Raw genomic sequence first — 19,634 nt, 5'->3', positions numbered from 1 at the left:
CAACGCTCCGCTCAACTCCCCGTCCCCCCACTCCAGTTCTCCCCCTCCCCGCCGTCCCGGGGAGGGGGTGGCGGGGCCGGGGAAGGTCGAGTACGCCCCCGCGCCGCCCGGCACGCACTCTCGGCGCACCGGGTGAAGGCCCAAGTAGCTCCGCTACGAGGACCTTCGCCCGGCACGCCGAGAGCACGCACCGAACGACGCGGGAACGCACCCGACCTTCCCCGACCCCGCCGGCCCCGCACGGCCTCTCCGGACCCATCTCATCGATTGGCCTGCCCATGACCGACATCGCTCCCACGGCCATACCGCCGACCGCTCAAGTCACCCTCTCCGACGGGCGGGTGGAGCTCGCCCCGGGGTCTCCGCTGCCCAGCGGGCCGTACGCCAACGACGACCTGCTGCCGGTTCCCGTCGAGAAGCGCACCTGGACCACGTACAACTTCTCCGCGCTGTGGGTCGGCATGGCCCACAACACGGCTTCCTGGACCCTCGCTTCGGGCCTCATCGCCGTCGGGATGGACTGGAAGCAGGCGGTGTTCACCATCGCCCTGGCCAACCTGATCGTGCTCGTGCCGATGCTGCTCACCGGGCACGCGGGACCGAAGTACGGCATCCCCTTCCCGGTCTTCGCGCGTGCCTCGTTCGGCGTGCGCGGGGCCAACCTCCCCGCTGTCGTACGGGCGTTGGTGGCCTGTGGCTGGTTCGGCATCCAGACCTGGATCGGCGGTGAGGCGATCTACTTCCTCGCCGGCAAGCTGATCGGCGACAGTTGGGCCAACGCCTCGCACATCGGCGGGTACGCCTGGACGATGTGGCTGTCGTTCGCGCTGTTCTGGGTGCTCCAAGTCGCCATCATCTACCGGGGTATGGACACGATCCGCCGCTTCGAGAACTGGGCGGCGCCCTTCGTCCTCGTCGGCGCCTTCGTGATGCTGTGGTGGATGAGCAGCAAGGCCGGCGGCTTCGGCCCGCTCTTCGACCAGCCGTCCAAGCTGGGCTGGGGCGGCAGCTTCTGGAAGCTGTTCTGGCCCTCGCTCATGGGCATGATCGGCTTCTGGTCCACGCTGTCCCTGAACATCCCGGACTTCACCCGCTACGGCAAGAGCCAGAAGGCCCAGACGTGGGGCCAGGCGCTCGGTCTGCCGACCACCATGACCCTGTTCGCGTTCCTGTCGGTGCTCGTCACTTCCGGTTCGCAGGCCGTCTACGGCACGGCGATCTGGGACCCGGTGCAGCTGGCGGCCAAGACGGACAACGTGGTCGGTCTGCTCTACGCGCTGGTGACCGTCCTGGTGGCGACCCTGTCCGTGAACATCGCGGCCAACCTGGTCTCGCCCGCCTTCGACTTCTCCAACATCGCGCCCCGGAAGATCAGTTTCCGCACCGGCGCCCTCGTGACCAGCGTCCTCGCGGTGCTGATCTTCCCGTGGAAGCTGTACTCCGACCCGCAGGGCTACATCTTCACCTGGCTCGGTCTGGTCGGCGGTCTGCTCGGCACGGTGGCCGGCATCCTCATCGCCGACTACTGGATCCTGCGCCGCGGCAAGCTCGACCTCGCCGACCTGTACCGCAAGGGCGGCCGCTACTGGTACGACGGCGGCTGGAACTGGCGGGCCGTCGTCGCCTTCGTGGTGGGTGGCGTACTCGCCGTCGGCGGCGCCGACTTCCACCCGCTGATCGACGGGCGGCCCATCCCGGCCCTGTCCTCGCTCGCCGACTACGGCTGGGCCGTTGGCCTGGGCACGTCGATGGTGCTCTACGTAGTGCTCACGTTGCTGACCGGGAAGCAGACGGCACCGGTGGCGGACGCGGCGCCGGAGACCGTCGAGGCGTAAGGACTCCACGGCTTGGGGGGCGGTCGAGGCTAGCTGGCCTTGCCGCCCTCCAGCGCGGTCACCGCCTCCTTGGCGGCCTTGATCGCACCCTTGTTGATGACGTCCGTACTCGGCGCCTTCTTGTTCTCGAAGTCGCTGCCGTTGTACGTGATGGTCACCAGCGCGTTGCCGGCGCGGACGACGACGGTGCCCTCACGCGTCTGCTGCTTGTCCTCTGTGGTGAGGTTCACGATGGAGTAGGCCTGGTCGCCGAGCCCGGGAACGGCCCCGCCGCCGCTCTTCTCCGTAGTTGTCTCGGTGTACGACTTCTGTGCCGCCGCGTCCGATTCCGTGATCTCGTACGACACGTCGAGCCAGCGGTAGTCGTACCCCTTGAGCGCGTTCCACGAGCAGGTGCGGCGCACCTTCGTGTCCGTCGACGGGATCTCCTTGCCGGCCGTCTTCGCGCCCGGCACCAGCGACTTGATCGTCGCCACCGCCACACTTCCGCACGGGGCGGGGGAGGTGGCGTACGCCTTGGCCGCGGTCGTCGCCGACGGGGCCGAGGCATCGGGCGAAGCGCCGGACTCGGGCGTCGACTTGTGGTCGGCGGTCGTCGTCGCGGCGAACGGACCGGACGTCAGGGCCCAGCCCATCGCGGCGAGCACGACGACCGGCGACAGACGCGCGGTGAGAGCGAGCGGCAGAGGAAGAGAACGCAAGTCGCACTTCTCGTGGGGGACGGGTGCGGAGCGGGTCCGCACTGCGGACGGGGACGGCCAGTGTCACATGACTGCCTGTGAGGCGGAAGTGTGAACTCGCTCCGTGCCTGTGCGGTGACAGTGCCTCACTGCCGACGGGCCGTGTGTACCTAAATGTCCGTCCCCATGTCTGTCTCTTGTGTGCGCCTCAGGGGCGGGTGACCGGCACGCGCATCGTCGTCTCGATCCGTTCGACGGCCGCGAACGCGCCGTACGCCACGAGCCGCACGAGACTCGCGTCACTGTGCCGCGCCCCGCGCCAGGCCGCCACATCCTCGTCCGTGATCCGGTACGGCGCGAGCGCGGCCAGCACCGCGAGGCGTGCCGCGGGCCGCTCCCGCCGGTTCGGAAAGCCTCGTAGCACGACCGGCGGATGCGAACCGTCCCAGGCCCACAGCGTCTCCCGTACGAGCGTCCGGTCGTCGGCGTCGAGCAGCTCGGCGCCCGTGTGCGCGGCCGTACGGAGCGCGTCGTAGGCCGGGCCCACGGGGGTTCCGGCCGCCCAGTCCGGGCCGGGTCCCGGGGCGTCGAGCAGGGGGAGTGCCGCTCCTGGTACGGCGGTCCGGCGCACGGTGCGGGCGACGGAACGCCCCGCGAGGCTCCGTACCGCCCGGAACCGCTGGGCGTTGCCCGGGAGGAGCTGTTCGGTGAGCAGGGCCGACACGATGCGGTTGATGAAGTGGAAGGCGAGGGCGCTCCCCAGGTAGGCGGGCGCCTGCTCGCGCGGGAACGGGTACGGCGTCAGGGCCGCGCCCGGGATCCGCGTCCGGCGGCCCCAGTCGAGCACGCGCGCGTGGTCCTCGTTCTGCGGGGTGCCGCCCCGGGCCAGGTGCTCGGCGAGGGCGTGGTCGCCGGTGGCGTGCAGCAGGACGGTGTGCGCGTCCGCGCAGAACGGGCACTTGTTGGCGAGCGAGACACCGAGGGCGGCCAGCTCCTTGCCGGTGCGGCTGCCGGCGCCCGCGATCAGCGACTCCCGCATCAACGCCCAGGCGGGCGCGAGGAGTTCGGGCGCGGAGGACAGGACCACGAAGGTCGGGGGCCGTTCGATCCCGAAGTCGACGGCGATCTGCTCGAAGACCTCGGAGGTGCGGCCTGTGGCCGACTTCGGCGACGGGGGCCGGGTGTGCCGGAAGGGTGTGGGCATGGCAGCAGCGTGCGCGGCCGGGGTGGTCCGGGTCGTCGTACGGGCGAAGGCAGTTGGGGCTACGACGGGGAGGTCCGGGGCGTCGCGGACTACTGCGTGGGGAGTAGTCCAGGAGTTGTCCACAGGGCTGACGCCCGTGTCGGCGCGGCGGTCTAGTGTGCGGACATGAGCGGGTTCCCGGTCGATGTGACCCCACGCAGGCGCTTCGCCGACGCGTCCCTCGCGGTCGTGATCGGTGCCCTTGTCGTGGCCGTCGCGGCCTTCGACGCGGACACGACCGCCCTCGACTACGTGCTGATGGCCCTCGCGTCGGCGGCCCTGGCCTTCTACCAGACGGCTCCGCGGGCGGTCCTCGCGGTGACCGCGGCGGCGGAGGCGGCCTACGTCTTGCACGCCCACCCGGGGCCGGTCGCCGGTCTGCCCGTCTTCGCCGCCATGCACACGGCGGCCCGCGCGGGACACCGCGGTACGGCGGCGGCGGGCGGCGGGGCGTTCCTGGTGGCGTACTTCACGACCGGGCCGACGACCCAGCAGGTGGTCGAGCGGACCGCGCTGCTGGCCGGCTGGTTCCTGTGCGCGGTGATCACCGGCCTCGCCGACCGCAACTGGCGGGCGTATCTGCGCCAGACGGAACAGCGCGCCCTGGAGGCCGAACGTACCCGCGAGGAGGCCGCGTTGCGGCGCGCGGGCGAGGAACGTCTGCGCATAGCAAGGGAGTTGCACGACTCCCTCACCCACAGCATCTCGATCGTCAAGCTCCAGGCGGGAGTCGCCGTCCACCTCGCCCGCAAGCGCGGCGAGGAGGTGCCACCCGCGCTGCTCGCCATCCAGGAGGCGGGCGGAGAGGCGATGCGCGAACTGCGGGCCACCCTGGAGATCCTGCGCACCACCGAGGAGCCCACCGGCACCCCCGCGCTGCTCGTCGAGCGGGCCTGCGCGGCGGGTCTCGCCGTCGAACTCGCGGTGACCGGCGAGGAACGCCCCCTCGCCGCGACGGTCGACCGCGCGGTGTACCGCATCGTCCAGGAGGCCCTCACCAACGCCGCCCGGCACGCGGGCCCGGCGAAGGTCAACGTCCAACTCGACTACGGCGAGGAGGACTTGACGATACGGGTGGAGGACGACGGAGCGGCCGACCCCGACTGCCCGCCGAAGCCGGGCATCGGTCTCACCGGCATGCGGGAACGCGTCGCTGCCCTCGGGGGCACCCTGCACACCGCCCCGCGCGCGGAGGGCGGCTTCTCGGTACGGGCCGAACTGCCGTTGGGGGAGACGGGATGATCCGGGTCGCGGTCGTCGACGACCAGGCGCTGATGCGCGCGGGCTTCCGCGCCCTGCTCGACGCCGAGGAGGGCATCGAGGTGGTGGGTGAGGCGGCGAACGGCGAGCAGGGCGTGGCCCTCGTCCGCGCCCAACTGCCGGACATCGCGCTGATCGACGTGCAGATGCCGGTGATGACGGGCATCGAGGCGACCCGCCGCATCGCAGCGGACCCCGCCCTCTCTGCGGTACGGGTAGTCATCCTCACCAACTACGGTCTGGACGAGTACGTCTTCGAGGCGCTGCGCGCGGGTGCCAGCGGCTTCCTCCTCAAGGACACCGACCCGGCGGACCTGCTCCAGGCGATCGAGATCGTGGCCGGCGGCGAGGCACTCCTGTCCCCGGCCGTCACCCGCACGCTCATCGGCGAGTTCGTCTCCCGGCCGCCGGACCGCTCCACCCCCTCCGGCCTGGAACACCTCACGCGCCGGGAACGCGAGGTCACCGCGCTCGCCGCCCGCGGCCTCACCAACGAGGAGATCGCCGCCCACATGGTGATCAGCCCGTTCACGGCGAAGACCCACATCAGCCGGGCGATGACCAAACTCGGGGCACGGGACCGGGCCCAACTCGTCGTGTTCGCCTACGAGTCGGGCTTGGTGACGGCCCGCACGCCGGAATCCCGTTGCGAGCCGGACCCGCCGGATCACACCCTGGGGCGATGACCGAGACGACACGCGCGCAGGACCCCGCCGTCCGTGTTCGCGAGGAGATCCTCGCCTACTACGCCCAGGGCAAGGAGGACGGCCGCCTCAGACAGGGCTCCGACCGGCTGGAGTTCTGGCGCACCCAGGACGTGCTGCGGCGACTGCTGCCGACGGCCCCCGCGAAGCTCCTGGACGTCGGCGGAGGCAGCGGCGTCCATGCCGAGTGGCTCGCGGGGGACGGGTACGAGGTCGAACTCGTCGACCCCGTACCACTGCACGTGGAGCAGGCGGGCCGGCTGCCGGGGGTCACCGCCCGCGCCGGGGACGCCAGGGCACTGCCCGCCCAAGACGCGTCGTACGACGTGGTGTTGCTGCTCGGACCGCTGTACCACCTGCCCGAACGGGCCGACCGCGTAAGGGCGTTGAGCGAGGCGCGTCGGGTGGTGCGGCCGGGTGGGCAGGTCGTCGCGGCGACAATCAACCGGTTCGCGGGACTGCACGACATGCTCAGGCAGGAGTTGTACTTCACCGAGCCGCACCGCGCGCGGATCGACCGCGAGATGGAGGAGGGACGCCACGACTCCGAGGACGGCGGCCACTTCACGACCGCCTACTTCGCCCAACCGCACGAAGCCCCCGAGGAGTTCACGGACGTGGCACTCACCGTCGAGGGCCAGTACGGCCTCGAAGGCGTCGCCTGGCTGATGGGCGGCATCGAGGCCTGGCTGGACGACCCGTACCGCCGCGAGGCCGTCCTGACGGCCACCCGCCACATCGAGTCCGAGCCCACGCTGCTCGGCACCAGCGGCCATCTGCTCACGGCGGGCAGGCGCCGGGACTAGGACCTGTCCGGCGGATCATGCCGCAGACGCGGGGCCTGGCACGCACTCCCCCACTGCCTTAAAGGCGTGGGGGGACCCCCAGCCGCGTTGTCGTCGGTTGCCAACTCCCCCACGCTCGAACGACCTCGCGCGGGGGACCCCCATCGCGTTGCCGCCCTCCTCCGCCTTGCAGCTGCACGCACCAGGCCCCGCTCACCGGCGCTGATCAGATGCCGTCGGTCTCCTGCGACCTGATCCGCCGGACAGGCCCTAGTGGGGCGAGTGGTGTTGGGGGAGCGTTCGGCCACCGGTACCCGGCGCGCAAGCCCGCCGTACCGCAGCCGTCCGTAGCGTGACGCCGTTCTTCTACTCGGCATTGGAGCGGACATGGACAGCTCGCCCGCGGGTGACAGAGGCCTCCACGACCACGACGACCAGCACGCTGCGGGCTGCGACTGCCCCCGCACCGCGGACCTCGACGGCGACGGCGTCGCCGCGTCGAGCCGCCGTACGTTCCTGCACCGGGCCGGTGCGCTCGGTGCGGGAACGGCCGCCGCGGGGCTGCTCGGCGCGGCTCCTGCATACGCGAACGGCGGTGGCAGGGACGACGATCCGTACGGTCGGACAACGATGTCACCCGCGCCGCGCGGGAAGTGGGACCCGGATCCGGACAACCCCCGGTTCACCGTCGTCGTGATGCCCGACACGCAGTACATGTTCGACCAGGACCGCATCCACCCGGTGCCGATGGAGGCGTCGTTCCGCTACGTCCTCGATCCGGCGGGGCGCGCGGGCGGCAACGACGAGAACATCGTGTTCCTGGCGCACCTCGGTGACGTGACGCAGAACGGGCTCGCCGGGGAGTACGCGGCGGTCACCAAGGTGTTCGACATGCTGGACCGCGCGGGCGCCTCGTACGGCGTGCTGGCCGGCAACCACGACGTCCGCAACGACGACCAGCGCGGCGCCACCCCTTACCTGGACACCTTCAGCCCGGCACGGGCCAGGAAGACGCCCGGGTACCACTCCTCCAGCCCCGACGGCTACAACACCGCGCACATCTACCGCGCGGGCGGCCGGAGTTGGATGCTGCTGTCGCTCGACTGGCGGCTCTCGGCGAAGGGCTTCGCGTGGGCGAATGCCGTCATCGCCGCGAACCCGACGCTTCCGGTGATCGTCACCACGCACGAGATCGTCGGCTCGGACGAGGACGGCGTCGCCGAACTCTCCGACTACGGACAGCAGTTGTGGGACGGCCTGATCAAGGACAACGACCAGATCTTCCTCACCCTCAACGGCCACTACTGGCCGCCCGGCAGCACGGTGCTGAAGAACAGCGCGGGGAACGACGTCCACCTGCACATCACCAACTACCAGGACCGCTACTACGGCGGCGCGGGCATGATCCGCTCCTACCGCTTCGACCTCGACCGGGGCATGATCGACGTCGCGACCTTCTCGCCGTGGATCCGCGAGCTGGCGGAGCGGGGCGAGTTGAACGCCCTCGCGGCGAAGGAACTCGAACTCACGTCGAAGGTCGACTACTTCTCGATGGAGATCGACTTCGAGAAGCGCTTCGCCGGGTTCGCGCCGGTGCCGCCGCGCAAGTCCCGCCCCCCGCGCCGGATGTTGCTGCCGGGCACGCTGGCGTACTGGCGGTTCGACGAGGGCGGTACGGCGGGCAGCGATGTCGCCTCCGGCACGGTCGTCAAGGACCAGGCGGGCCACGGCAACGACCTCGTCCTGAAGACCGTCCCCGGCACCACGGCGCACGCGCTCACCTGGACCGGCGACCACCACCCGGACCAACCCGCCCACGCGGGGCTGGTGTTCGCGGGCCAGGGCAACCCGGTCAGCGGCGCGTATCTCCAGACCGTCGACCAGGCACCGCTCAACCGCGAGACCTTCGACCGCGGCTTCACCTTCGAGGTCTTCTTCAAGGTCCCGGCCGACTGGGACGGCGGCCGCAACGGCTGGTCCTCGATGCTCAGCCGCGCGGGCACGGCGGCCCAGGCGGGCAAGAACGGCCCCTCCGCCACCGCCGACGAACCCGTCCTGACCATCAGCCTGTCCAGCTCCATCGAGCTGCAGTGGAACGCCTACCCGCTCAACCAGAACGGCGCCACGACCGCCTGGAGCCACCTCCTCCAGCAGGAGGAGTGGTGGCACGTCGCCGTCGCCAACGACGGCCGCGTCAGCAAGCTCTACGTCAACGGCTGCGAGGAGGGCCGCAACCCGACCAGCACGGCCGTCGGCCTGACCACCCTCAACATGCCGTTCCTGCTGGGCGGTTACCAGTGGGCGGGCGCGGTCAGCCAGGTCTTCCACGGCACCATCGGCGATGTCCGGATCAGCAACCGGGCGCTGCGGCCTGGGCAGTTCATGAACGCCTAGGTTCCGCCGGCTCCCCGGGTCGGTAGATTTTCCGTATGTTCACCACCCGCCCCACCCTCCAGGGCACCTTCGGCATGGTGTCCTCCACCCACTGGCTGGCCTCGCAGTCGGCGATGGCCGTCCTGGAGGACGGCGGCAACGCGTACGACGCCGCCGTCGCCGGGGCGTTCGTCCTGCACGTCGTGGAGCCGCATCTCAACGGACCCGCCGGTGAGGTGCCCATCCTCCTCGCCCCTGCGGGCGGGGAGGTGCGGGTGCTGTGCGGCCAGGGCGTCGCCCCGGCCGGAGCGACGATCGAGCACTACAGGGGGCTCGGTCTGGATCTCGTACCCGGTACGGGACCCTTGGCGGCGGCGGTCCCGGGCACCTTCGACGCCTGGATGCTCCTCCTCAGGGACTACGGCACGAAGTCCCTGGCCGACGTCCTGAAGTACGCCATCGGGTACGCCGAGGACGGCCACGCGTGCGTGGAGAACGTCGGGGCGACCGTCGAGGCCGTACGGGAGCTGTTCGAGACGGAGTGGACCTCGTCGGCGGACGTGTACCTGCCCGAGGGGAAGGCACCCCGGCCCGGCGAGCTGTTCCGCAACCCCGCCCTCGCCGCCACCTGGAAGCGGCTCCTCGCCGAGGTCGCCGGGGCGGGGGACCGGGAGTCCCAGATCGAGGCGGCGCGGGAAGTGTGGCGGTCCGGGTTCATCGCCGAGGCCCTCGTACAGCAGTCCGCGCGGCCCACCATGGACACCAGCGGCGAACGCCACACCGGCACGCTGACAGCCGCCGACCTGGCCTCCTGGTCCGCGTCCTACGAGGCACCGGCGACGTACGACTGGAACGGCTGGACGCTCTGCAAGGCAGGCCCCTGGAGCCAGGGCCCGGCCTTCCTCCAGCAACTCGCGCTGCTCCCTGCCGAGTTGCCCGCCTACGAGTCCGCCGACTACGTCCATCTGCTGATCGAGGGCTGCAAGCTCGCGATGGCCGACCGGGAGGCCTGGTACGGGGACGCGGGCGAGGACGCCGTACCGCTTGGGGATCTGCTGTCGGCCGACTACAACGCGGCGCGGCGGGAGCTGATCGGCGAGAAGGCGTCGTACGAGCTGCGGCCGGGGAGTCCTGGAGGGCGCGCGCCGCGACTCTGCGAGCACGCGCGCGTGGTGGCTCCCAAGGAGTCCGGGTTCGACCCGATGGGGGCGGGGGAGCCGACCGTCGCGCGGGTGAGTGCCGACGGCGGGACCCGGGGCGACACCTGCCACCTCGACGTCGTCGACCGCTGGGGCAACATGATCGCGGCCACGCCCAGCGGCGGCTGGCTGCAGTCCAACCCGGTGGTGCCCGAGCTGGGCTTCCCCCTCGGCACCCGGCTCCAGATGGCCTGGCTGGAGCCCGGCCTGCCCAACTCCCTTGCCCCGGGCCGCCGTCCGCGCACCACGCTCACCCCGTCGATCGCCCTGCGGGACGGAGTGCCGGTGCTGGCGTTCGGCACGCCCGGCGGGGACCAGCAGGACCAGTGGCAGCTGCATTTCTTCCTGGCGGTCGCCACGCGCGCGAGGGCGCGCGGCGGACTCGACCTCCAGGGTGCGATCGACGCCCCGAACTGGCACAACGACAGCTTCCCCGGCTCCTTCTACCCGCGCGGCATGCGACCGGGGAGCGTGACGGTCGAGTCCCGCATGGACGAGGCGGTCGTGGAGGAGCTGCGGCGGCGCGGACATGACGTGACCGTCGGCGAAGCCTGGTCCGAGGGGCGGCTGTGCGCGGTCGCCCGGGACCCAGAGGCCGGGATCCTGTCGGCGGCGGCGAACCCGCGGGGCATGCAGGGCTACGCCGTGGGGCGCTGAGCCGCCCGCGGGAGGGGACCGGCGCCCGGTGATCTCCAGCTCCGGGTGTTCATGGTGATTCCACCCGGTGTGCACCGGGCGGGTGGGGATTGTCAGTGACGCGTGCTCTCATGGAGGCATGATCGAAGACACCGAAACCATCGACGAGTTTCTCGTACAGCACACCACCGACGTCGAAGAGGCCATCCGCCAGGCGGCCGCCACCGAGATCATGCCCCGCTTCCGGCAGCTCGCGGCGCACGAGGTCGACCAGAAGAGCGGCCCGCACGACCTGGTCACGGACGCCGACCGCAATGCCGAGCGGTATCTGACGAAGGTCCTCGGCTCCCTCCTGCCCGGCTCCGTCGTCGTCGGCGAGGAAGCGGTGCACGCCGACCCGGAGACGTACGAGGCGATACAGGGCGATGCCCCGGTCTGGATCGTCGACCCGGTCGACGGGACACGGCAGTTCGTGCGCGGCGAGACCGGCTTCTGCACCCTGGTCGCGCTCGCCCGGCACGGGGAGCTGCTCGCCTCCTGGACCTACGCGGCCGCCCGCGACCAGATGGCCACGGCCGTCAGGGGCGGCGGTGCCTTCCTCGACGGCGTACGGCTGCGCTCCGGCGCCCCGGACCCCGCCCGGGACCTGGAAGTCGCCACCTCCCACCCGGACTACACGACGGACGCCCAGAAGCGCGCCCTGCTCGGCCTGTGGGCGGACGGTGTGCGCACGCGCCCGTGCGGCTCGGCCGGACTGGAGTATCTCGCCATCGCCCGGGGCGAGTTGGATGCCGTTGCCTTCAGTTGGGAGGCGGCCTGGGATCATGCGGCGGGCCTGCTCCTCGTCGAGGAGGCGGGCGGCGCCCACCTCACTCTCACCGGCGAGCCGTTCCGCATCACGGGCGGTAACGCGTTGCCGTTCACGGCGGCCCGGGACGCGGCGACCGCGCAGCGCGTGATGGAGCTGCTGAGGGCGGCGTAGGGTCACGGGTTCCGCACACTGGACGGGCTGGCCCCGGGGTTGTCAGTCCTGCGGCATATCCTGAACCCGAGTGGCCATAGGCTGACGAAGGGGTCCCAAGGTGCCGTCGATGCTCGATGCGGTCGTGGTGGGTGCGGGGCCGAACGGACTGACGGCCGCCGTGGAGCTGGCCCGGCGCGGCTTCTCCGTGGCCGTGTTCGAGGCCTGGGACACCGTGGGCGGAGGCGCGCGCACCGAGGAACTGACCCTCCCCGGTTTCCGGCACGACCCGTGCTCGGCGGCGCATCCGCTCGGCATCAACTCCCCGGCGTTCCGCGCCCTGCCGCTGGAGCGCTACGGCCTGGAGTGGCTGCACCCCGAGCTGCCCATGGCGCATCCCTTCACCGACGGCAGCGCGGCCGTGCTGTCGCGGTCGGTCGCGGAGACGGCCGCCTCGTTCGGACCGCGCGACGCGGGCGCGTACCGCAGGCTGGTCGAGCCCTTCCTCCCCAAGTGGGACACCCTGGTCCGCGACTTCATGTCCCTGCCGCGCACCGCGCTGCCGCGCGACCCGGTCACCCTCGCCCGCTTCGGACTGGCCGGCCTGCCCCCGTCGACCTGGCTGACCAGCCGCTTCCGGGACGAGCGCGCAAAGGCCCTGTTCGCCGGACTGGTCGGCCATGTCATGGCCCCGCTCAGCGGCTTCGCGACCGGCGCGATCGGTCTGGTCTTCGCCCTGGCGGCACACGCGCGTGGCTGGCCGGTGGCCCGCGGCGGCTCCCAGTCCATCTCGGACGCCTTGGCCGCCTACCTGAAGGACCTCGGCGGCGAGATCCACACCGACTACGAGGTCAAGCGCCTCGACGACCTCCCGCCGGCCCGCTCCTACGTCTTCGACACCTCGCCCACCGCCCTGGCGAAGATCGCGGGCTTCGGCGACTACTACGCCAACTACCGTTACGGCGCGGGGGTGTTCAAGGTCGACTACGCCCTGGACGGCCCGGTGCCCTGGACCGCCAAGGAAGCGCGCACCGCCGGCACGGTCCAGATCGGCGCCGACAGCACGGAGATCGGCACCGCCCTGCGCGCCGCGTCCCGCGAGAACCGCGCCCCCGACCGGCCGTTCCTGATCACCGTGCAGCCCAGCATCGTCGACCCCACCCGCGCCCCGGCCGGCAAACAGGTCTTCTGGGCCTATGGCCATGTCCCCAGCGGCTGGACCGGCGACCTCACGGACGCCCTGGAACGCCAACTGGAGCGCTTCGCCCCGGGGTTCCGCGACCGCGTCCTCGCCCGGGCGACCGCGGGCCCGCCCGAACTCGCCGCCCGCAACGCCAACTACGTGGGCGGCGACATCGGCACGGGCGCGGTCTCCGGCCTGCAGATCCTGCTGCGCCCCAAGCTTTCCCTCTCCCCGTACGGCACCCCGCACCCGGCGATCTTCATCTGTTCCTCGGCGACCCCGCCCGGCCCCGGCGTGCACGGCATGTCGGGACACAACGCGGCGAAGGCCGTCTGGCGACGACTGAGGCAGTCATGACCACCATCACTCTCGTCCAGGGCGACATCACCCGCCAGAGCGCCGACGCGATCGTCAACGCGGCCAACTCCTCCCTCCTGGGCGGCGGAGGAGTCGACGGCGCGATCCACCGCCGGGGCGGCCCCGCGATCCTGGCGGACTGCCGAAAACTCCGCGCCTCCCACTACGGCAAGGGCCTCGCGACGGGCAAGGCGGTCGCGACGACGGCGGGCGAACTGGACGCGCGGTGGGTGATCCACACCGTGGGACCGGTGTACTCCCGCGAGGAGGACCGCTCGGTACTGCTGACCTCCTGCTACCGCGAGTCCCTGCGCGTCGCCGACGAACTCGGCGCCCGTACGGTCGCGTTCCCCGCCGTCTCGGCCGGGATCTTCGGCTGGCCGATGGACGACGCGGCGCGGATCGCCGTAGAGACGGTGCGGGCGGCGGAGACGTCGGTCGAGGAGGTCACGTTCGTGCTCTTCGACGAGGCGGCGTACGAGGCGTTCGGGCGGCAGGTGCGCTGACCGACGGTCGTGGCCCGTCAGCCCAACTAGCCTGAGGAACCTGGGTAGTTGTGATCGTCCTCACGCGTCGATCACGACATCCTCCAGCGGCTTCGAGCAGCACAGCAGGATCTTGTTCTGGGTGATCTCGCGTGGCCGGATGCCTCCGTTGTGCTGCATGTCGACGGAGCCGGAGAGCAGGGTCGTCTTGCAGGTGCCGCACATGCCCTGCGCGCACGAGGCGGGCAGGCTGAGGCCGGCCCGGGACGCGGCGGCGAGGAGCGAGGTGTCGGGGTCGCAGTCGAGTGTGCGGCCGCTGCGGGTGAACTCGACCTTGAAACCGGTATCCGTGGCGGTGGTCGGCGAGGCCTCGGCCTGCGTGGCCGGTGTCTCGAAGGTGAAGCTCTCCTCGTGGTAGCGGTCCATGTCGAGGCCCGCGTCCGCCAGCATCTTCCGTACGGCGGCCATGTAGGGGGCGGGACCGCAGGTGAAGACCTCCCGTTCCTGGAAGTCCGGCGCGACCTGCCGGAGTGTCTCGATCGTGAGGCGGCCGCGGTAGCCGCCCCAGGGGGCGTACGGGCGGTCCTCCTCGCAGATGTGGACCACGCGGATGTTGGGCGCGGTCGCGGCGATGAGGTCGAGTTCGTGGCGGAAGACGATGTCCGCCGGGGTGCGCGCGCTGTGCACGAACACCACGTCGGCGGGGTCGGCCAGGTCGTACAGCGTCCTGGTCATCGACATCGGCGGCGTCACCCCCACGCCCCCGGACAGGAACAGGTACTTGGGCGCCGGATGCCGGGCCGTGCTGAACTCGCCGAGCGGTCCGTGCGCCCGCACGGTGTCGCCGGGCCGGAGCTGGTCGTGCAGCCAGTTCGACACCAGCCCGCCCGGTATGCGCTTCACCGTGATCGAGAGCAGGAACGGGCGGGTGGGCGACGAGGAGATCGTGTAGCAGCGCTGGACCGGTCGGCCCTCGATGTCGAGGGTGAGCGTCAGGAACTGGCCCGGGTCGTGCCGGAACAGCCGGGGTTCGGCGTACTCGAACACGAACGTGGTGACGTCGTGTGTGAGCGGGTGCACCTGACGGCACACCAGCAGCTCTTCGGTCTCGCTCATGGCTGGAGCTCCAGGTGCCCCTTGAGTCTGGTCACGTACCAGTTCACGAACGCCTCGACCTGCTCCTCCGTCGGGCCGTACGGGCCCGGCAGATAGGCCGGGTTGCTGATGCCCTGGTGGGCGCGGGCCACGAGCACCGCGTCCTGGTCGTTGGTGGCCTTCCACACCTTCGTCATCGTGTCGAGGTCGTAGTCGATCCCCTCCACGGCGTCGGCGTGTACGAGCCAGGTGGTGCGGACGAGGGTGCGGTCCGGGCCGAGCGGGATCGTGGAGAACGTGATCGCGTGGTCGGCCATGAAATGGAACCAGGAGTTGGGCTGGAGATGCATCGACAGGCGGCCCAGGCGGGCCGTCGGGAAGTCCGCCAGCAGCCGTTTGCACGCGGCCGTGCCGTCCGGGGTGTAGGACTCCCCGGCCAGGTCGAGGGGTTCGCGCTGGATGCGGAAACCGGTGGTGCGGGTGTCCAGTTCCTCGATCTCGGCGTAGGGCAGGCCCAGGGAGTCGTAGGTCTTCCGGGCCTCGGCGTCGGCCAGCAGGAAGCGCTCGTAGGCGGGGCGCAGCGCGGGCGGGATGTCCTGCTCCTGGTAGCCGTAGATGGGGAAGTAGCAGGCCTGGAGTTCGGGGTGGCCCACGCAGTGGTAGCACTCCCGGTTGTTCTCCATGGTCAGCTTCCAGTTGCCGTTCTCGACCAGGTCGATCTGCGTGGCGACCTTCGCCTTGGCCAGGTCGTGCGGTGCGAGATACGGCTCGATGCGGGCGGCGACCTCGTCGAAGTCGGCGGGCGGTTCGTCGGCCAGGCAGATGAAGACCAGCCCGGCCACCGTGCGCGCGTGCACGGTCCGCAGCCCGAAGCACGACGGGTCGAAGCCGGGTGCCTGGGACTCGGCGTGCAGCAGTCTGCCGTCCATGCCATATGTCCAACGGTGGTACCCGCAGACGATGTTGCCCACCGAGCCCCGCTCCTCGTTGAGGATGCGCGCGCCGCGGTGGCGGCAGACGTTGTGGAAGGCCCGTACGTCCTCGTCGTCGTCGCGCACGACGATGACCGAGTACGACCCGATGGTGACCGTCACGTAGTCGCCGGGCTCGGGGAGCTCCGCCTCGGCGGCCACGAACAGCCAACTCCGGGCGAAGACGGCCTCGATGTCGAGGTCGAAGAACTCCTCGCTCACGTAGAACGGGGCTTCGAGGCTCTGACCGGCGGGACGTCGGGCAACGAGGTCGCCGACGTCTGGGGTCGCTTGCTTCATCTCATCTCTCCGGTACGACGGGGGAGTTGACGTGCGGACGGGGGTGGCGCTCAGACCGGCAGACACAGCCGCAGCGCGTCGTAGACCGCGGCGTGGACCGTGCGGGCGGCCACGGCGTCGCCGATGCGGAACAGCTGGTAGTCGCCCGCCTCGTTGCGGACCACCGACTGCTCCTCGTACGCCAGCAGAGCGCGGTGGTCGACCTCGCCGAGGTTGGTCGAGCCGGGGAGGAGTCCGACGTACAGCTCGTCGTTCGGCAGGGTCCCGTGCTCCACGATCACGTGGTCCACGGTCCGCTCGGTCTCCGTCTCGGTGTACTCGCTGTAGAGGGTCGCGGTGAGCCGCCCGTCACCGGTCCGGCGTACGGAGCGGAGCCGCCGGGCGAGCGTGGTGGTGACGTCGTGTTCCGTGAACGCCCGTAGGTAGGCAGGGGAGTTCATGCTGCCGACGTCGGGGGCGAGGGTGCGCTCGGGGGTGACGTACTCGATCCGGACGCCGGGTGACGCGGCGAGGACCTCCACGGCGTCCATCGCCGGGTAACCGCCGTGGTCGTCGTAGACGAGGATCTCGCCGTGCGGCCGGCGCAGCGAGCCCGTCATCACGTCCCAGGTGTCGGAGACCAGGTCCTCGCCCGCGGTGAGGAAGCTGCGGTTGGGCAGGCCTCCGGTGGCGACGATCACGAGGTCGGGGCGTTCGGCGAGGACGTCGTCGGCCCCGGCGTACGTGCCCAGGCGCAGGTCGACGCCGAGGTGTTTGCACTCGGCGAGGCGCCAGTCGACGATCTGGATCAGGTCGGCCCGGCGCGGGTTCGACGCGGCGAGCCTGATCTGGCCGCCGGGCCGGTCGCCCGCCTCGAACAGGACGACGTCATGGCCGCGTTCGCCGAGCACGCGCGCCGCTTCCAGGCCGGCCGGGCCCCCGCCGACCACAACTGCCTTCCTGCGGCGGCCGATTGTGGCGCGGACGAGGTGCGGTACCTGGAGTTCACGGCCGACCGCGGGGTTGTGGATGCACTTGGTGTCGCCGGAGTCGTAGATCGCGTCGAGGCAGTAACTCGCCCCGACGCAGGGCCTGATGCGGTCCTCCTGGCCGGCCGTCACCTTGGCGACCAGGTGTGGATCGGCGATCTGCGCGCGGGTCATGCCGACCAGGTCGAGCAGTCCCTCGCGCAGGGCGTGCCGCGCGGTGGCGACGTCGGCGATGCGGGCCGCGTGCATCACCGGGACGGAGAGGCGTCGCTTGATCTCGCCGGTGAAGTCCAGGTACGGCCCGAGGGGGGTGCCGATGGACGGGATGGCCTTCGTCAGGGACGCGTCGCTCTCGATGGAGCCGTGGATGACGCTGAGGAAGTCGATGCCGTCGGCGGCATATTGCTCGGCGGCGGTGAGCGCTTCCTCGAAGGTCAGACCGGCGAGGCCGCCGGGGCGTGCCTCGTCGAGCGACATCCGGATGCCGACGACGAAGTCCGGGCCGACGGCCTCGCGGACGGCACGGATCACCCGGCGCGGAAACGCCATGCGGTTGGCCAGGCTGCCGCCCCACTCGTCGTCGCGGTGGTTGGTCGCGGGGGACAGGAAGCTGTCCAACAGGTGGCCGTACGCCTCCAGTTCGATGCCGTCGAGGCCGCCCTCCTTGCAACGGACCGCCGCGGCCGCGTAGTCGGCGACGATCCGGTCCAGGTCCCAGGACTCGGCGGCCTTCGGGAAGGCGCGGTGCGCGGGTTCGCGCAGCGCCGAGGCGGACACCACCGGGAGCCAGTCGCCGGTGAAGTTGCTGGTACGGCGGCCCAGATGGGTGACCTGGCACATCACCGCGGCCCCGGCCTCGTGCACGTCGTCGGCGAGTCGGCGCAGCCACGGCACGATGTCGTCGCGGTACAGGAGCAGGTTGCCGAACGCGGGCGGGCTGTCGGGCGAGACCACCGCCGAGCCGCCGATCATCGTGAGGCCGACCCCGCCCCGCGCCTTCTCCACGTGGTAGGCCCGGTAGCGGTCCTTGGGCAGGCCGTCCTCGCCGAACGCCGGTTCGTGGGAGGTGCTGACCACGCGGTTGCGCAGGGTGAGGTGCTTGAGCCGGAAGGGCTGGAGCAGGGGGTCCAGGACGCGTGCGGGCACGGCGGCGGGTGAGGGCACAGCAGCTCCTCAGGAGAGCTCCGAGCGGATGGTTTCGCTATGCGAAACAGCTCCGCGATACGAAACAAATGGTGGAGCTGGAAATCCCCACCCGTCAAGAGCCCGCCGTGTTAACTCGCCGTGCGCGCGGCGCTCATCCGCGTTTCACGTACCCCCGGCGCCAGGAGATCTTCGCGGCGGCCGCCAGCACCTGTTCCGCGAGACCGGGAACGGTGTCCTCGTTGATGCGGAAGGTCGGCCCGGACAAGGTCACGGCCGCGATGACGCTGCCGTCCAGGGCTCGGACCGGGGCGGCGATCACGGCCAGCCCGATCTCGTGCTCCTCGCTGGTGGTCGCGTAGCCGCGCTCGCGGATCGTCTCCAGCGCGGCCGCGAGGGGCGCCGGGTCGACGATGGTGTACGGGGTGTACTTCTCCACCCCGCGCGCGAGGATCTCTGCGACCCGGTCCGGGGACATGTGTGCCATGAAGAGCTTGCCCGCGCCGGTGGCGTGCATCGGGGTGCGCCTGCCGACCCAGTCGATGCTCGTGATCGCCGCCGCGCCGATCGCCTGGTCGATGCTGATCACGTCGTGCCCGTCGTGGATCGCCACGTTCACGGTGTCACCGACGGCCGCGGCCAGTTCCTGGCAGACGGGACGGCTCAGCAGGGACAGGTCGTTCACCTTGCTCGCCCCGGCCGCGAGTTCGACCATCGTGTACCCGATGCGGTAGCGCCCACGCTCGGTGTCCTGCTCCACCAGACCCCGTGACTCCAGCGTCGCCAGCAGCCGGAACACGGTCGACTTGTGGACCCCCAGCTCCTCGGCGATCTCGGTCACGCCGCTGGGGCCCCGTGTGGCCAGCACCTGGAGGATCGACACCGCCCGGTCGACGGACTGCACCGAGTGATCGCGCGGGCGGCTTCCGTTGCTGGTCATGGCGGAAGGGTAATCGAGCGGCAGAGACCGGCCGCGAGCCCCGTGCGGCTGGTTCCAGGCCCCATGACGCGCCTTCTCGTGCTGACCTGCCCGAGCACCCGTTCACGTCGTGGGCTCCGTTCGTCCTCTTCGACGAGCGGGCGTGCCAGGCGTTCGGCGGCCTATGACGTCCGCAAGGCCCTCCAGCAGTTCCGTGAGGACCTCAAGGGCGACCGGGTCGCAGGAAGACCGGGACGCGGGCGAGCGTGCCGCCGTGACGACCGAGCGGGGGCTCGGCAACCCGGAGGAACAGCGCGACGGCATCCGGGGTGCCGCCGACACGGTCTCCCTCCTCGGCCGGACGGTGGCTTCACTGGCCGGATCGGCGACAGCCGTCTACGAAGCCGTGAAGGTGCTGTTGCCCTCCTGACCGAGTGGTGGGGGGGGGGGGGGGGGGGCCGGGGGGGGGGGGGGGGCGGGGCGGGGGGGGGCCCCCCCCCCCCGCCGCCGCCCCCCCGGCGCCCCCCCCCCCCCGCG

16 protein-coding genes are annotated in these 19,634 nt (G+C 71.3%); 10 read left to right on the top strand and 6 right to left on the bottom strand.

Annotated elements, in window-relative coordinates:
• The first annotated feature begins 278 nt into the window (after nt 1–278).
• Entirely contained in the window at nt 279–1,835 is a 1,557-nt protein-coding gene (locus ACGFY9_RS26655; RefSeq protein WP_393758146.1) for an NCS1 family nucleobase:cation symporter-1, read from the top strand.
• Between the two features lie 29 nt (nt 1,836–1,864).
• Here ACGFY9_RS26655 and ACGFY9_RS26650 read toward each other — a convergent pair whose 3' ends face one another.
• Entirely contained in the window at nt 1,865–2,536 is a 672-nt protein-coding gene (locus ACGFY9_RS26650; RefSeq protein WP_393758144.1) for a hypothetical protein, read from the bottom strand.
• Nucleotides 2,537–2,723: 187 nt separating this feature from the next.
• Nucleotides 2,724–3,719 carry a carboxymuconolactone decarboxylase family protein gene (locus ACGFY9_RS26645; protein WP_393758142.1) on the bottom strand — a complete coding sequence of 332 codons (996 nt, stop codon included), beginning with the start codon at nt 3,717–3,719 and terminating at the stop codon, nt 2,724–2,726.
• A gap of 165 nt (nt 3,720–3,884) precedes the next feature.
• On the opposite strand from ACGFY9_RS26645, the gene ACGFY9_RS26640 reads away from it, so the two are divergent.
• From ACGFY9_RS26640 to ACGFY9_RS26605, 8 genes are all read left to right on the top strand, one after another.
• Nucleotides 3,885–5,000: a sensor histidine kinase gene (locus ACGFY9_RS26640; RefSeq protein WP_393758141.1), complete on the top strand. Its 1,116-nt coding sequence runs from the start codon at nt 3,885–3,887 to the stop codon at nt 4,998–5,000.
• On the top strand, nt 4,997–5,704 hold the full coding sequence (locus ACGFY9_RS26635; protein ID WP_393758139.1) for a response regulator: 708 nt from the start codon (nt 4,997–4,999) through the stop codon (nt 5,702–5,704). The genes ACGFY9_RS26640 and ACGFY9_RS26635 overlap by 4 nt, the downstream gene beginning before the upstream one ends.
• The gene (locus ACGFY9_RS26630) at nt 5,701–6,528 is read left to right on the top strand and encodes a class I SAM-dependent methyltransferase (protein ID WP_393758137.1); all 828 of its coding nucleotides are present in this window, start codon (nt 5,701–5,703) and stop codon (nt 6,526–6,528) included. The genes ACGFY9_RS26635 and ACGFY9_RS26630 overlap by 4 nt, the downstream gene beginning before the upstream one ends.
• Before the next feature lie 366 nt (nt 6,529–6,894).
• Nucleotides 6,895–8,901: a LamG-like jellyroll fold domain-containing protein gene (locus tag ACGFY9_RS26625; RefSeq protein WP_393758135.1), complete on the top strand. Its 2,007-nt coding sequence runs from the start codon at nt 6,895–6,897 to the stop codon at nt 8,899–8,901.
• A 35-nt stretch (nt 8,902–8,936) separates the two neighbouring features.
• On the top strand, nt 8,937–10,736 hold the full coding sequence (locus tag ACGFY9_RS26620; protein WP_393758133.1) for a gamma-glutamyltransferase family protein: 1,800 nt from the start codon (nt 8,937–8,939) through the stop codon (nt 10,734–10,736).
• A gap of 118 nt (nt 10,737–10,854) precedes the next feature.
• A complete protein-coding gene (locus tag ACGFY9_RS26615) occupies nt 10,855–11,697 on the top strand; it encodes an inositol monophosphatase family protein (RefSeq protein ID WP_393758131.1) in 843 nt (280 codons plus the stop codon).
• 109 nt (nt 11,698–11,806) lie between these two features.
• Nucleotides 11,807–13,216: a phytoene desaturase family protein gene (locus tag ACGFY9_RS26610; RefSeq protein WP_393758130.1), complete on the top strand. Its 1,410-nt coding sequence runs from the start codon at nt 11,807–11,809 to the stop codon at nt 13,214–13,216.
• Nucleotides 13,213–13,722, top strand: a complete 510-nt coding sequence (locus ACGFY9_RS26605; RefSeq protein WP_393758128.1) for an O-acetyl-ADP-ribose deacetylase — start codon at nt 13,213–13,215, stop codon at nt 13,720–13,722. Before ACGFY9_RS26610 ends, ACGFY9_RS26605 begins: the two co-directional genes overlap by 4 nt.
• Before the next feature lie 60 nt (nt 13,723–13,782).
• On the opposite strand, the gene ACGFY9_RS26600 is transcribed toward ACGFY9_RS26605, so the two are convergent.
• The 4 genes from ACGFY9_RS26600 to ACGFY9_RS26585 form a co-directional block, all read right to left on the bottom strand.
• The gene (locus ACGFY9_RS26600; protein ID WP_393758126.1) at nt 13,783–14,817 is read right to left on the bottom strand and encodes a 2Fe-2S iron-sulfur cluster-binding protein; all 1,035 of its coding nucleotides are present in this window, start codon (nt 14,815–14,817) and stop codon (nt 13,783–13,785) included.
• On the bottom strand, nt 14,814–16,067 hold the full coding sequence (locus ACGFY9_RS26595) for an aromatic ring-hydroxylating dioxygenase subunit alpha (protein ID WP_393758124.1): 1,254 nt from the start codon (nt 16,065–16,067) through the stop codon (nt 14,814–14,816). The genes ACGFY9_RS26600 and ACGFY9_RS26595 overlap by 4 nt, the downstream gene beginning before the upstream one ends.
• Before the next feature lie 50 nt (nt 16,068–16,117).
• Nucleotides 16,118–18,199 carry an FAD-dependent oxidoreductase gene (locus tag ACGFY9_RS26590; RefSeq protein ID WP_393758122.1) on the bottom strand — a complete coding sequence of 694 codons (2,082 nt, stop codon included), beginning with the start codon at nt 18,197–18,199 and terminating at the stop codon, nt 16,118–16,120.
• Between the two features lie 133 nt (nt 18,200–18,332).
• On the bottom strand, nt 18,333–19,118 hold the full coding sequence (locus ACGFY9_RS26585) for an IclR family transcriptional regulator (RefSeq protein WP_393758120.1): 786 nt from the start codon (nt 19,116–19,118) through the stop codon (nt 18,333–18,335).
• A 253-nt stretch (nt 19,119–19,371) separates the two neighbouring features.
• On the opposite strand from ACGFY9_RS26585, the gene ACGFY9_RS26580 reads away from it, so the two are divergent.
• The gene (locus tag ACGFY9_RS26580; RefSeq protein WP_393758118.1) at nt 19,372–19,527 is read left to right on the top strand and encodes a hypothetical protein; all 156 of its coding nucleotides are present in this window, start codon (nt 19,372–19,374) and stop codon (nt 19,525–19,527) included.
• Nucleotides 19,528–19,634 lie beyond the last annotated feature (107 nt).

The sequence above is a fragment of the Streptomyces sp. NPDC048504 genome (genome assembly GCF_043200035.1).
In the GTDB taxonomy this organism is placed as follows: domain Bacteria; phylum Actinomycetota; class Actinomycetes; order Streptomycetales; family Streptomycetaceae; genus Streptomyces.
This window is presented reverse-complemented; position numbering and strand designations above follow the sequence as displayed.